14 protein-coding genes and 1 tRNA gene are annotated in these 13,085 nt (G+C 64.0%); 10 read left to right on the top strand and 5 right to left on the bottom strand.

Annotation, left to right across the window (positions count from 1 at the left end):
• The first annotated feature begins 7 nt into the window (after nucleotides 1-7).
• Nucleotides 8-1,735, top strand: coding sequence for a hypothetical protein (locus F3H95_RS21815; RefSeq protein WP_149747544.1), 1,728 nt, complete (start codon nucleotides 8-10; stop codon nucleotides 1,733-1,735).
• Nucleotides 1,736-1,876: 141 nt separating this feature from the next.
• On the opposite strand, the gene rpsA is transcribed toward F3H95_RS21815, so the two are convergent.
• The 3 genes from rpsA to F3H95_RS21830 form a co-directional block, all read right to left on the bottom strand.
• Entirely contained in the window at nucleotides 1,877-3,580 is a 1,704-nt protein-coding gene (gene rpsA / locus F3H95_RS21820) for a 30S ribosomal protein S1 (protein WP_143124270.1), read from the bottom strand.
• Between the two features lie 165 nt (nucleotides 3,581-3,745).
• Nucleotides 3,746-4,381 carry a (d)CMP kinase gene (gene cmk, locus F3H95_RS21825; protein WP_149747545.1) on the bottom strand — a complete coding sequence of 212 codons (636 nt, stop codon included), beginning with the start codon at nucleotides 4,379-4,381 and terminating at the stop codon, nucleotides 3,746-3,748.
• Between the two features lie 78 nt (nucleotides 4,382-4,459).
• The gene (locus F3H95_RS21830) at nucleotides 4,460-5,224 is read right to left on the bottom strand and encodes a hypothetical protein (RefSeq protein ID WP_149747546.1); all 765 of its coding nucleotides are present in this window, start codon (nucleotides 5,222-5,224) and stop codon (nucleotides 4,460-4,462) included.
• Between the two features lie 270 nt (nucleotides 5,225-5,494).
• On the opposite strand from F3H95_RS21830, the gene F3H95_RS21835 reads away from it, so the two are divergent.
• The 3 genes from F3H95_RS21835 (at nucleotide 5,495) to F3H95_RS21845 (ending at nucleotide 6,845) form a co-directional block, all read left to right on the top strand.
• Entirely contained in the window at nucleotides 5,495-5,881 is a 387-nt protein-coding gene (locus F3H95_RS21835) for a TIGR02300 family protein (RefSeq protein WP_143124273.1), read from the top strand.
• A 154-nt stretch (nucleotides 5,882-6,035) separates the two neighbouring features.
• A tRNA-Ala gene (locus F3H95_RS21840) sits at nucleotides 6,036-6,111 on the top strand.
• Nucleotides 6,112-6,410: 299 nt separating this feature from the next.
• The gene (locus tag F3H95_RS21845) at nucleotides 6,411-6,845 is read left to right on the top strand and encodes a hypothetical protein (RefSeq protein WP_149747547.1); all 435 of its coding nucleotides are present in this window, start codon (nucleotides 6,411-6,413) and stop codon (nucleotides 6,843-6,845) included.
• Between the two features lie 118 nt (nucleotides 6,846-6,963).
• Here F3H95_RS21845 and F3H95_RS21850 read toward each other — a convergent pair whose 3' ends face one another.
• A complete protein-coding gene (locus F3H95_RS21850; RefSeq protein ID WP_143124275.1) occupies nucleotides 6,964-7,218 on the bottom strand; it encodes a hypothetical protein in 255 nt (84 codons plus the stop codon).
• 107 nt (nucleotides 7,219-7,325) lie between these two features.
• Between F3H95_RS21850 and F3H95_RS21855 the strand changes: the two genes are divergently transcribed.
• From F3H95_RS21855 to F3H95_RS21880, 6 genes are all read left to right on the top strand, one after another.
• Nucleotides 7,326-7,904, top strand: a complete 579-nt coding sequence (locus F3H95_RS21855) for a DNA-3-methyladenine glycosylase (RefSeq protein ID WP_149747548.1) — start codon at nucleotides 7,326-7,328, stop codon at nucleotides 7,902-7,904.
• A gap of 137 nt (nucleotides 7,905-8,041) precedes the next feature.
• Nucleotides 8,042-9,247 (top strand): kynureninase, encoded by a 1,206-nt coding sequence (kynU, locus tag F3H95_RS21860; protein WP_149747549.1) that lies wholly within the window; start codon nucleotides 8,042-8,044, stop codon nucleotides 9,245-9,247.
• Nucleotides 9,244-10,083 (top strand): tryptophan 2,3-dioxygenase, encoded by an 840-nt coding sequence (gene kynA / locus F3H95_RS21865; RefSeq protein ID WP_188134451.1) that lies wholly within the window; start codon nucleotides 9,244-9,246, stop codon nucleotides 10,081-10,083. Before kynU ends, kynA begins: the two co-directional genes overlap by 4 nt.
• Nucleotides 10,084-10,114: 31 nt before the next feature.
• The gene (locus F3H95_RS21870; RefSeq protein WP_149747551.1) at nucleotides 10,115-10,942 is read left to right on the top strand and encodes an alpha/beta hydrolase; all 828 of its coding nucleotides are present in this window, start codon (nucleotides 10,115-10,117) and stop codon (nucleotides 10,940-10,942) included.
• A gap of 121 nt (nucleotides 10,943-11,063) precedes the next feature.
• Nucleotides 11,064-11,801: a YoaK family protein gene (locus F3H95_RS21875; protein ID WP_149747552.1), complete on the top strand. Its 738-nt coding sequence runs from the start codon at nucleotides 11,064-11,066 to the stop codon at nucleotides 11,799-11,801.
• 4 nt (nucleotides 11,802-11,805) lie between these two features.
• The gene (locus tag F3H95_RS21880) at nucleotides 11,806-12,588 is read left to right on the top strand and encodes a YdcF family protein (protein ID WP_149747553.1); all 783 of its coding nucleotides are present in this window, start codon (nucleotides 11,806-11,808) and stop codon (nucleotides 12,586-12,588) included.
• A gap of 3 nt (nucleotides 12,589-12,591) precedes the next feature.
• Here the strand turns inward: F3H95_RS21880 and F3H95_RS21885 are convergent, their stop codons facing one another.
• Complete coding sequence (locus F3H95_RS21885) at nucleotides 12,592-13,065, bottom strand: hypothetical protein (protein ID WP_143124281.1); 474 nt, start codon at nucleotides 13,063-13,065, stop codon at nucleotides 12,592-12,594.
• Nucleotides 13,066-13,085 lie beyond the last annotated feature (20 nt).

Genomic DNA, 13,085 nt, shown 5'->3' on the forward strand with positions numbered 1-13,085 from the left:
CAGACTCATGTTGCCGCCTGTCGCCGCCCTTTCGGACACATCCGTCGATCTCTCGGGCCAGTCCGCCCAACCGCCGACACTGCCGCGAATCGAGCTGTCGCTCGGCCGCACCGGGGATCACCCGGGCACCAACACGTCCTCGCTCGCGCTTGGCGCGGGCCGTTTCGTCCTGCTCTCGCTGTCTGGCCAGATGCAGCTGTCGCAGGGTCTGTCCGTTGTCGCGGAAACCATCGGCGCACTGCTGAAGATCAACCGCCATGCCGGAGAATCGCTGGTCGATTACACCGAACGCCTCGCAGAGGTGATTTCAGGCCTCAGCGGACCCGAAAAGCTTGCCCTCCAGCGGGCGTTGAACCAGCTGATGCAAGGATTTTCGCTGCGGCTTCTGACGGAGATCCTCAAGAACCCCTTCGGCCCGGAGGCCACCCGGGTGGCGCTGCAGATGGAGGCCGCCGCCTATGACGAGCGCAACCCGGTCACACGGCGCGTGGTCACCTCCTATCGCCAGAATGCCGGCGCTGAGGCCGCTCCGCTGCCGCCCGGCAGCACCGAGGCTCGACTGCCCGCAGATCCCCGTATCAACCCGCCGGTCCGCACCGCAGCAGCGCCCCTGCCGCTGGCCGACCGTTCCCGCCAGACGCCGTCACCGGCGCAGCATGCGATGGCCAGCCTCTCCCACGCACCGCCGGAGGAGAGCATCGGCGGACTTCCAGATACAACGGGAGAGACCCATGTCGGTCCCGGCCTCTCGGGACGCGACGCCTCTGGAGACGGCAACGCCCTGCCCCCGCAGAGACAGGTGACACAGAGAGCCGCGACGCACAGCACGCTTGATGAGCCCAAAAGCGCGGATTCACCGCATGGTTCCGCACAGCCACGGGCGGCGGCACCGCCTGTTCCGATCGCGGATGCCCCCCTGAGGACCTCTCCCGCAGCACCAAAGGCCGACCTTGTCCCAAGTCCGTTCCCGGTCCTCGCCGCAGAAGCCGCTGCGGCACCGGAAGATGTAACCTATGATGGTCCGGCGCTGGCCCGTCTGATGACGGGTATTGCAGACGAGATAGGCGCCCCAGCCGGGGCTTCTCGTGCCGGCGTTCCTCTGGCGCCGGACATGCCGATTACCGCCGCATGGCTGTCGGATCTGTATGTCGAGGACGAGACATGGCCTCTCCCGGGGCAGGAGCCCGCACCGGACGATGCGGCCCCGCAGATGGCGGACATGATGTCCGATGGCAGCGTGCCGGAACGCCTCGCGGCGGACAGCCGGACAGCGCCGGAAGCAGGCGAGCCAGCAGACACGGCAACGGCAGGGCAACGACGCGCCGGCAGCGATGCGTCTTCTCCCGCGCCCTTCGCGGCGGTCATCGCAGCGCAGACGCAATCCGGCCCTTCCGCAGTCCCGCCCGTCCGGGAGGTGGCAGTGCCAGTCTATGTGCCCTACGGCCCGCAGGGAATGCCGGAGGATGAGGATGGTCCGCTTGTGAAGGCCGTAGAGGCAGAGGACGAAGAGCGCGAACCCGGGCGCCGGCGCGGCGGCCGGCAGGGCAGCGGCGCGCATGCCGACCCGGACGCAACGGAGCAGGATTCCGAGCCTGCGGATGCGCAGGCCTCGGACGGGTCATCGCCTGCCCCCCTCGCCCTGCCGGACGATTTCGCTGTCCTGCCCGAGCCGGCTGCATTCCTGCCGCCGGAAAGCAGCGCCCATGGCTTTTACCAGCGCCTCGCCGCCTGGTAGCCAGCGGGATCCGCGCTGGCGACGTTTGCCCGTGCAGGAAACCGGATTACATCTTTCCCGAGAGCATTCGGGCATCAATCGTCCAACAAAAAACCCGCCGGATCGCTCCGGCGGGTTCCTTTATCATTGGTCCAACGAGGATCAGTCGTTGCTGCGGTTCTTCAGGGCAGCGCCCAGAATGTCGCCGAGCGATGCGCCCGAGTCGGACGAACCGAACTGCGCAACGGCTTCCTTCTCTTCCGCGATCTCGAGAGCCTTGATCGACAGCATGATCTTGCGATCCTTCTTGGAGAAGTTGACGACGCGGGCGTCGACGACCTGACCAACCTGGAAACGCTCCGGACGCTGCTCGTCACGGTCACGCGACAGATCGCCACGACGGATGAACGAGGTGATGTCTTCGTGGTTGACGAGCTTCACTTCGATGCCGCCATCGTTGACGCCGATGACTTCGCACGAGACGACAGCGTTCTTGCGCAGGTCGCCGGACTGGGCAGCTTCGCCGACCGTGTCACGGCCGAGCTGCTTGATGCCGAGCGAGATGCGCTCCTTCTCGACGTCCACATCGAGAACAACAGCGCGAACGACGTCGCCCTTGTTGAATTCTTCGATGACCTGCTCGCCCGGACGGTTCCAGTCGAGGTCGGAGAGGTGAACCATGCCGTCCACGTCGCCGTCGAGGCCGATGAACAGGCCGAATTCGGTCTTGTTCTTGACTTCGCCTTCAACTTCCGTGCCAGCCGGATGGCTGTAGGCAAAGGCCTGCCACGGGTTTTCGAGCGTCTGCTTCAGACCGAGCGAGATGCGACGCTTGGACGGATCGACTTCGAGAACGACCACGTCGACTTCCTGGCTGGTGGACAGGATCTTGCCGGGGTGAACGTTCTTCTTCGTCCAGGACATTTCGGAGATGTGGATGAGGCCTTCGATGCCCGGCTCCAGCTCAACGAATGCACCGTAATCGGTGATGTTGGTGACGGTACCGGAGATCTTCTTGCCAACCGGGTACTTGGCGGAGATGCCATCCCACGGATCCGACTCGAGCTGCTTCATGCCGAGCGAGATGCGGTGGGTTTCCTGGTTGATGCGGATGATCTGAACCTTGACCGACTGGCCGATGTTCAGGATTTCCGACGGATGGTTCACACGGCGCCATGCCATGTCGGTAACGTGCAGCAGGCCGTCGATGCCGCCGAGGTCAACGAACGCACCGTAATCGGTGATGTTCTTGACGACGCCGTCAACAACCTGGCCTTCTTCGAGGTTCTGAACGATTTCAGAACGCTGCTCGGCGCGCGACTCTTCCAGAACCGTGCGGCGCGAAACGACGATGTTGCCGCGACGCTTGTCCATCTTGAGGATTTCGAAGGGCTGCGGGTTGTGCATGAGCGGCGTGACGTCGCGGATCGGACGGATGTCGACCTGCGAACGCGGCAGGAAGGCCACGGCACCGTCGAGGTCGACCGTGAAGCCGCCCTTGACCTGGTTGAAGATGACGCCTTCGACGCGTTCGCCGGCTTCGAACTTCGCTTCCAGACGGATCCAGCTTTCTTCGCGGCGAGCCTTCTCGCGCGACAGAACGGCTTCGCCCAGAGCGTTTTCGATGCGCTCGACATACACTTCGACTTCGTCGCCGACCTTCAGCGAGCCGTCCTTGCCCTTGGCGCCGAATTCCTTGAGCGGAACGCGACCTTCGACCTTGAGGCCGACGTCGATGACGGCAACGTCCTTCTCGATCGCCGTGACCGTGCCCTTGGCAACATAGCCTTCGGCCAGATCGTGAGAGGCAAAGGATTCCTCGAGCAGGGCTGCGAAATCATCCCGCGTGGGGTTTGCTACTGACATGAAATCTCCTGATCGTGCCACTGGGGCACGCAATGCGCCGGGGGTTCGTGTTGTTCATACCTAAAGATCAAGTCCGCCCTACACACTTCGAGGGCATTCCGGCGCGGGGACCAGGTCTTCAAGCGATGTGCTGTTGTCTGATGCGCCGGCCGGGCCGGCGGATCGTCAGTTCCGGTTCAAGGCCGCGTCGATTATGGTCTTCGCCGCTTGAAATGCGGCCTCTATACTCATTTCCGAGGTATCAAGCAAGTGCGCATCATCGGCCGGTTTCAGCGGGCTGTCGGCCCGGCCCATGTCGCGATCGTCACGCTTTTTCACATCCGCGAGGATGGTCTGGTAATCGGCCACGCCACCACTCGCGATCACCTCGTCATGGCGTCGCCTGGCACGCACGTCGGGCGAGGCGGTGACATAAAGCTTCACGGGGGCCTGCGGGCAGACAACGGTGCCGATGTCGCGCCCGTCGAGCACGGTACCCGGCGCGCGCGCGGAAAAGCGCCGTTGCGCCTCCACAAGCGCGCGGCGCACGGCCGGCATCACGGCGATCCTCGACGCCGCCTCGCCGATATGGTGCTGCGCCAGCACCGCGCGATCGAGCCCCGAGAGATCGACTGCCTGCGCCATGCGCTCGGCGACCGCCTCGTCATCGAGCGGCAGGCCGGCCTCCAGCAGCGCACGCGCCGTGGCGCGGTAGGTGAGACCCGTATCGAGATGGTGGAAGCCGTAGGTTTCGGCGATCCGCCGCGCCAGCGTGCCCTTGCCCGCCGCAGCCGGCCCGTCAATGGCGATGATGAAGGTCATGACAATCTCCCCGGTTTGCGCCTCCCCATAACCGAAGAGCAGGCGGGGTGCCACCTGCGGCAGGCGGACGGAGCCGATTTATGCACCCGCCATGGTGCGCGACATCGCCACCGGATGCCCAAGGCCAATGCTCTGCGCCCGAAGCGGAACACGTCCGGTGATCCTCGTCTCGACACCCGTTGCACCGCGCATCTCGGTGACGGGAACACCGAACCGCTGCAGGACAGCCAGAAAGCCGTCCTCCTTTCCAGCACCGGGATGGAAGAGAACCGTATCGCCCGAGGCCGCAAGGGCCGCGAGCAGCAGCGCGGGCTTGAGCCAGGGCACGCTGCCCAGCCCCTGGCCCTGGTCCTGGCTGTGATCCCGGCCATCATCCGGCAGCTCGAGGCGAAGCGGAACGGCCAGACGGGGGCCGCGCACCCGCAAAAGATCGGCCTCGCTTGCCTCGACCTGCAAGCCCATGCGCGACAGAGGCTCCAGCAGCGGGGCCATAGCCTGCGGCGCCACGCGCAGCGCAAGCGGAAAATCGTAAAGTCCGGCCAAGCCGAGAAGAAGGGCGGCCAGTTCGGGACCGGTGCCCGTCTCGCAGACGGCTGGAGGCGCAAGCAGCGCACCATTGCCCACACCGTTCACCAGCAGTGCGGAACCGCTGCGCCTGAATGCGATACCGAAGCCGGAGAGAAGCCCGGCGGCCTCGGCGAACAGAGGCTCCTCCGGCAGGCCGTCGATCCGGCTTTCGCCCGCCGCAAGCCCGGCCACGCACAGGAGAAACAAGCGCTCCAGACGATCATCCGGCAGCGACAGGAGCGCGGACGGCGCCGCTGCGGGCATCGACCGTTCCATCGCAGGCTCCTTCGACATTGACCGACCCTCATTTATGACTAGCATGATGGCGACCGGTTCAAAAATGCCGGCGCGCGCCCGAAACGACCGGCGGCTCCTATCACAAAGTTGCGCCTCGGTCATGCGCGACAGGACCGGAAAACCGGGCTCTTTGGCGGCCAAGTTTGTCTTTGACATGCCTGGGGACAATGAGTAAGGGGACCGGCTAGCATTTTAGCGCCGCCTTTGCGGCAACGCCGAGGAAATCGGCATTCTCACGAGGCTTTGACAGTGGCAAAAGCGGAACTTGGAACCAAGCGCACCGACCCGGATACGGGCAAGAAATTCTACGACCTCAACCGCGATCCGGTTGTCTCTCCCTATACCGGCAAGTCCTGGCCGCTCTCCTTCTTCGAGGAGACGACCGCCCAGATGAAGATGGAACAGGACGAAGAGGAAGAGGTCGCGGAAGTCGATACCGAGAACCCCGACGTTGAACTGGTCTCGCTCGAAGAGGGCGATGACGCAGCCGCCGGCGACGACATTCCGGATATCGGCGACGACGACGTGGAAATCGACGGCGACGACGACGACACCTTCCTCGAAGCCGATGAAGACGACGATGACGATGACGTTTCCGGCATCATCGGCGTCGGCGGCGACGAAGACGAGGTCTGATTTTCCTTGAGAATTCAGGCCCGGACGAAAAAAATGCCGGGCCTGTCATTTTTTGGCTTGCACTCCGAAACGACCGGACGTATTAAGCCGCCACCCCGCCGGAAACGACGCTTCCACGGGGTTCCCGGAACCGGAAAATGCCCGGTACCCTGATGGGGCTATAGCTCAGCTGGGAGAGCGCTTGCATGGCATGCAAGAGGTCAGCGGTTCGATCCCGCTTAGCTCCACCAAACTTTTCACATTAAAAATTTCAAGCTTCTGCGAGAATTGGTTAAGTTCATTCTTATCAAGCTGCTCTGGCGCCTTGCAAAGAGCCGCGACCGAATGCTGTCGTGATACTGATCTGTTGCTTGCTGTGAGTTCTTCAAGTTCGCCAGGGAGACTCCCTGAGACGTTCTGAGGTCGCTGGATCCTTTCCTCACCGGCACCCACAACACTGCTTCACGCGATCTCTCATGGCAGTTCTCTCACAGTGTTGCCACCCCGGTACATCTGCGATTGATTATCGATGGGTGATCGAGGATTGGGCATGGCAGACGTCGGTTGGAATAGGAAGTGGTTTCTGCGTGGGCTTCGGTTGAGCCTTTTTATCGGGGTTGCCATGAGCGCCCTCAAAGTGTGGCAAGACTATTCCAACTATCAGGTGGACGTGAAAATAAGCCAAGAGACAGAGAGAGGCTACCAGTGCGCCGCCAGACTAGAGGACGCTGTCCTATTGGCCGCCGAGAACGCCTACGGTGCTATCAACGTAAGGCAGTTCGGGTGTTCTGATCGGGCATTCTTCGTGAGAATGGACGAGATCAAAGAGGTCCGATCTGGGACCATGACTTTTTCTGTCTACTCAAGACCCTTCAACATTGATGCCGCCATCTTTTCATTTTTTGCCGGCATGCTGATCAGCGTGATTGTGACCGGCACGGCACTGGGCACAGTTAACTTAGCCCGCTGGATCTGGGGTTTGTAGGCGATATCCACCCACAGATGGTGATAAGCCATCAACGGGTAAGTATATGATGATATGGCTCTTTGAAGACCTGACAGGCCGCCGTCAAAGGATCAACGACATTGCCTGACAGGGGTACCTACCGTCGCGGCTCGCCACCCGGCGCATAGACGCTTTTGCGCTCGAAGCGGAACTTGTGGCCGCACTGGCAGCGCAGCATGTATTTCCGCGGATCGCGGGCGGCAAATTCGGTGTAGAAACCCTTTGGCATCTCGTCGACCTGGAAGCCGGGGTCCTTGCGGCGCGGGTCGTCGTCTTCGGAAACCTCGGCAAAGCCGGAGTGTCCGCACTGGGGGCATTCGAGTTTTCGGGAATATCGGTCGCGTGCTGCCATGGCGGCAGAGGTAGAGGCTCGCGGGCGGGCTGGCAAGGGGCGGATGCCGCCTTGCTTTCATCCATCCACCCCTTGCCGTGGCCGGCAAGGCGGGCGAGATAGGCGGCATGACGCCCGAAACCACGCCCGCCGATCTTGTCGCCTTCTTCGACCGCAGCGCGGTGGAGGTGGGACGTGACCTGATCGGCGCCACCTTCTGCGTCGATGGCGTCGGCGGCATTGTCGTCGAGACGGAGGCGTATGAGCCGGACGATCCGGCCTCGCACAGTTTTCGCGGCGAGACACCGCGCAACCGCGCCATGTTCGGTCCGCCGGCGCAAACCTATGTCTACCGCTCCTATGGCATCCACTGGTGCCTGAATTTCGTCTGCCGGCCGGGCAGCGCGGTTCTGATCCGCGCGCTCCAGCCGACGATGGGTCTCGAGACCATGATCGCGAGGCGCGGCCTTGCCGATCCCCGGCGTCTCTGCGCGGGACCGGGGCGGCTGTGCGAGGCGCTCGGCATCGATCTGTCGCATGACGGAAGGCCGCTCTCAACGAACCCGTTCGCCTTGGCATTGTCCGGCCTGCCGCAACCCCTCGTCTCGGGGCCGCGCATCGGCATCAGCCGGGCCGTGGATCTGCCCTGGCGGTTCGGCCTTGCCGGATCGCGCTATGTGAGCAAGACATTCCGGCAACCCGCCTGAGAAGGCAGAATCTGCGGCAGGGTCGCAAAATCTAGTTTAAACCTAAAGCAATCTTGCTATTCTCGCGACACACCCCTCTAGACTTCGCGATCATGCCGGCGCGCGCTGCGGGGGTTTTGCCCGATCGGACGGAGACAATGACAGATTTCGAACAGACCCGACGCCTCTTCCACATGCCGGAGGGCGTGATCTATCTGGATGGCAATTCGCTCGGCCCCCTGCCGCTTGCTGCCGAGGGGCGCGTCTCGGCCATGATGACCGAGCAATGGGGCGCGATGCTGATCCGCGGCTGGAACGACGCCAACTGGATGGCCATGCCGCGCCGGATCGGCGACCGCGTCGGCCGCCTGATCGGCGCGCCGGAGGGAAGCGTGGTGATGGGTGACACGCTCTCCATCAAGGTCTACCAGGCGCTGGCGTCTGCGCTCGACATCGCCGCCGAGCGGGATCCCAAGCGTCGCGTCATTCTCTCCGACAACGGCAACTTCCCCTCCGATCTCTATATGGCCGAAGGGCTGATCCAGACGCTGGATCGGGGCTATGAACTGAAGGTGGTCGATCCGGAAGCCGTCGAGGCAGCCATCGACGAGACGGTCGCCGTGACCCTGCTGACGGAGGTGGATTACCGCACCGGCCGCCTGCACGATATGGCGGCGCTGACGGCGAAGGCGCATGCCGCGGGCGCCCTCTGCGTCTGGGATCTCGCCCATTCGGCCGGCGCCATCCCCGTCGATCTTCTCGGCGCCGATGCCGATTTCGCCGTCGGTTGCACCTATAAATATCTGAACGGTGGCCCGGGCGCGCCGGCCTTCATCTATGTATCGCCGCGCCATGCCGATCGCGCCCGCCCCGCCCTGTCCGGCTGGCTCGGCCATGAACGTCCCTTCGCCTTCGACCTGCATTATCGTCCCGGCGATGGCGTCGATCGCATGCGGGTCGGCACGCCGCCGATCCTCGCGCTCGCAGCGCTCGATGCAGCCCTTGACGCCTGGGAGGGCGTCGAGATGGTGGATGTGCGGAAAAAATCCATCGCGCTCTGCGATCTCTTCATCGCCGAGGTCGAGCAGCGCTGCCCGGACCTGGTGCTCGGCTCGCCGCGGGACGGTACGCAGCGCGGCAGCCAGGTCTCGTTCCTGCACCCGGAAGGCTATGCGATCATGCAGGCGCTGATCGCGCGGGGCGTGATCGGCGATTTCCGCGCGCCGAACGCCATCCGCTTCGGCTTCACGCCGCTCTATATCAGCGAGCGCGAGGTGATCGCCGCCGTCGACATCCTCTCGGACATCATGACCAACCGGCTGTGGGACCAGCCGCAATTCAAGAAGAAGGCGCTTGTGACGTGACGGCGAAACCCTACGACCCCGCCCAGGAAGGGGCAGAAATGTCCTTTCGCGAGCGCATGTCCTATACGGATTACCTGCAGCTCGATCCGATCCTCTCGGCGCAGAAGCCGCTGTCGTCGGCGCATGACGAACTGCTGTTCATCATCCAGCACCAGACGTCCGAACTCTGGATGAAGCTCGCGATCCACGAGATCAGCTCGGCGATCGCCGCGATCCGGCGCGACGATCCGCAGCCGGCCTTCAAGATGTTGACGCGGGTGGCGCGCATCTTCGAACAGCTGAACGGCGCCTGGGACGTGCTGCGCACCATGACGCCCAGCGAATATACCGAGTTTCGCAATGCGCTCGGCCAGTCCTCCGGCTTCCAGTCCTACCAGTACCGGGCGATCGAATTCCTGGCCGGCAACCGCAACCTCGCCATGCTCGGGCCGCACAGCCACCGGCCGGACCTGATGGAGCATCTGGAAGCGATACTGGCGCGGCCGAGCCTTTACGACGAGGCGCTGCTGCTGCTGGCCCGCAACGGTTTCGACATCGGGCCGGATGCCGAGCGCACCTCCTGGCGCGACAAGCGTAGCGAGAACGACAAGGTTCTCGACGCATGGCGCACGGTCTATGCGGCGCCCGGCCGTTACTGGATGCTCTACGAACTCGCCGAAAAGCTAGTGGATTTCGAGGATTACTTCCGCCGCTGGCGGTTCAACCATGTGACCACCGTGGAGCGCGTCATCGGCTTCAAGCGCGGCACCGGCGGCACCTCCGGCACCCAGTATCTGAAGAAGATGCTGGAGGTGGAGCTCTTCCCCGAACTGTGGCGCGTGCGTACCGTCCTCTGACGCCTACGCCGAATCAGGAAGGAAACCTGCCATGCTGTTCCACCGCATCACCGATTGGGACGACGCCTATACCAATGGCGGCAACATTCCGCGCGGCGAGCGCTGGCCGGACGCCTGGGTGGAGCCGGCACGCGCCTATCGGGAACGGCTTGCCGCAGACGGACGGGCAAAGATCGATCTTGCCTATGGCGAGGGCGCGCGCCACCGCTTCGACCTCTTCCTGCCGGAGACGACGCCGAGGGGCCTCGTCGTCTTCGTGCATGGCGGCTACTGGCAGGCGCTCGACAAGTCGTACTGGTCGCATCTGGCGGCAGGCAGCGTCGAGAGCGGTTTTGCCGTGGCCATGCCGAGCTATACGCTCTGCCCGCAGGCCCGCGTCGGCGACATCGTCCGGGAGATCGCAGCCGTCATCACCGATGCGGCGGGCGAGATCGACGGGCCGATCCACCTGACGGGCCACTCTGCCGGCGGCCATCTCGTCACCCGCATGGTGGCGGATACCTCGCCGCTGCCAAGCGCCGTGCGGGCGCGGGTGCGCACCGTGGTGTCGATCTCCGGTGTGCACGACCTGCGCCCCCTGATCCACACCAATCTCAATGTCAAACTTCGGCTGTCGCCGGAGGAAGCCGCCGCCGAAAGCCCGGTGCTGATGCGACCCGGTGAAAACACCCGGCTGTTCTGCTGGGTGGGCGGCAACGAGCGTGCCGAATTCCTGCGCCAGAATGCGCTGATGGCAAGTCTCTGGCTTGGCCTTGGCGCGGAAACCGGCGCCTATGTGGAGCCCGACCGGCACCATTTCAGCGTGGTGGACGGGCTTGCCGATCCGCGCCATCCGCTGACCCTCACGCTGCTTTCGTGATGCGATGCAAAATGTGATGGCGCGGGGCCCCCTTCGCCCGTTCCACCGCGCCCGCCTCTGCGGTTAGTCTTGCGCAAGGGCGATTCTTCGCCGGCCGCATCGCGCGGCTGAAGGGCAGACCATGACACGGGCAAGACGGCGCAACATCATTCGGGTCCAGCGGACATGGACGGGGCTTGGCCTCGTTGCGGCGATCTCCTTCATCGCCGGCATGACCGATGCCATCGGCCTGCGCCTCTCCGGCGACTTCGTCTCCTTCATGACCGGCAATACGACGCGCGCGGCCATCGCCATGGCCGATGGCGATCTGAATCACGGGCTCATCCTGCTCGCGGCCATCCTTGTTTTCGTGCTCGGCAATGCACTCGGCATCGTCGTTGCCCATCTCGTGCCCCGCCGCATCTTCGGCGTCCTGGCCAGCGTCTCGCTGCTGCTCGCGCTCGGTGCGATGATGCAGGCGCCGGCCCTGCATTTCCTTCGGTTCTATACGGTGGTGCTGGCGATGGGCATGGTGAATGCCACGGTGGAGCATATCGAGGGCCTGCCGATCGGCCTCACCTATGTCACCGGCGCCCTGTCGCGACTGGGGCGCGGCATCGGTCGCTTCATCCTGGGCGACCGGCAGATGGACTGGCGTATCCAGCTGGTGCCCTGGCTCGGCATGGTGAGCGGCGCCATCAGCGGGGCGCTTCTCGGCATCGCCTTGCCGCAGACTGCGCTCATCGTCGCCGCCTTCCTGACCATGATGGTCGCCCTGTTTTCCCTGCTTATCCGGCGCGCCCTGCATCGGCGTTACAACCAGCGTGTCATCCGCCCGTCGGCACATCGGCCGATCCACCCGTCCGCGACCCGCAAGTGAGCCCATGTTCTATCTGTCGAAAATCTTCTGGCTGCTGGCGCAGCCCCTGTCGCTCGCCTTTCTGCTGACCGCTGCGGGCCTTCTCACGGCGCTTGCAGGTGCCCGGCGGCTCGGACTGCTGTTCTCCGGCCTTTCGGCGCTGGTGCTGTTCCTGACGCTCTACACCACCGCCGGCGCGCTGCTGCTGCAGGCGCTGGAAGCGCGTGTGCCGAAGCCGTCGACCGATCCCACCTTGATCGCCTGCATGATCGTGCTGGGCGGCGCGATCGAAAACGACGTCGTCGCATCGCGCGGCGGGGTGGAACTGAATGCCGCGGCCGACCGCTATACCGAAGCCCTGCGGCTCGCCCTGTCGCATCCGCAGGCGAAAATCCTCGTCTCCGGCGGCGATGGATCGATCAGCGGCCGTTTTCCCGGCGAGGCGGGGTTGGCCGAACAGTTCTTTGCGGCGCACGGCGTGCCGCCAAAGCGGCTGATCAAGGACAATACCTCGCGCAACACCTGGGAAAACATGCTGAACACCAAGGCGCTGCTGGCCGCAAACGGCCTGACCGATTGCCTGCTGATCACCTCCGGTTTCCACATGCCGCGCGCGCTGGCACTGTTCCAGAAGGCCGGCATCACGGTCGTCCCCTATCCGGTGGATTTCCGCAGCCGCGGCAACGAGCGGCTCGGCTTCGATTTCACCCAGCCGTCGCTGAACGCCCAGAACACCGCCACGGCCGTGCGCGAATGGCTGGGCCTGCTCGGCTATTATCTCGCGGGCCGCATCGACTGGCCGTTCTGACGTTCACTTCTTGGAAATCGTCACCATGCGGGCGCCGCGCACGCGCACCGTCATTTCGCACGGGGCGGAATCGGTACGGTCGCAGTAATGCGGCGCCATGTTGAAGACGAAGACCATGTTGCCGAAGCGCTTGATGAACTCGTAGCCGAACAGCTGGGCGGTGGCGATCATGAAATAGCCGCCCTCCTTGGCCTGGAGATAGAAGTTATAGGGGCAGCCTTCCGCATCGCAGCGTGTCTGTGTCTGGCCGTCGCAGGTGACGGCGCCGTGATTGACCACCGCATCGATGATGCCGTCATTGTTGATGTCGATGCGGCTGATGAAATCCGGGCCGAACTCCACGCTCTTGCACTGCGCGCGAAAATAATCCTTCTCGTAGATTTCCGGGTCGGACAGCAGCTTCTGCTGGGCTCCGGCCGCCGATGGCAGCAGGATCAGCGCAAGGGCCTGTAGGATCGTGATGACAAGAACGCGCACGCGCCTCTTCCTCATGTTCA

The organism is Rhizobium sp. RU35A (assembly GCF_900156005.1).
GTDB lineage: Bacteria > Pseudomonadota > Alphaproteobacteria > Rhizobiales > Rhizobiaceae > Neorhizobium > Neorhizobium straminoryzae.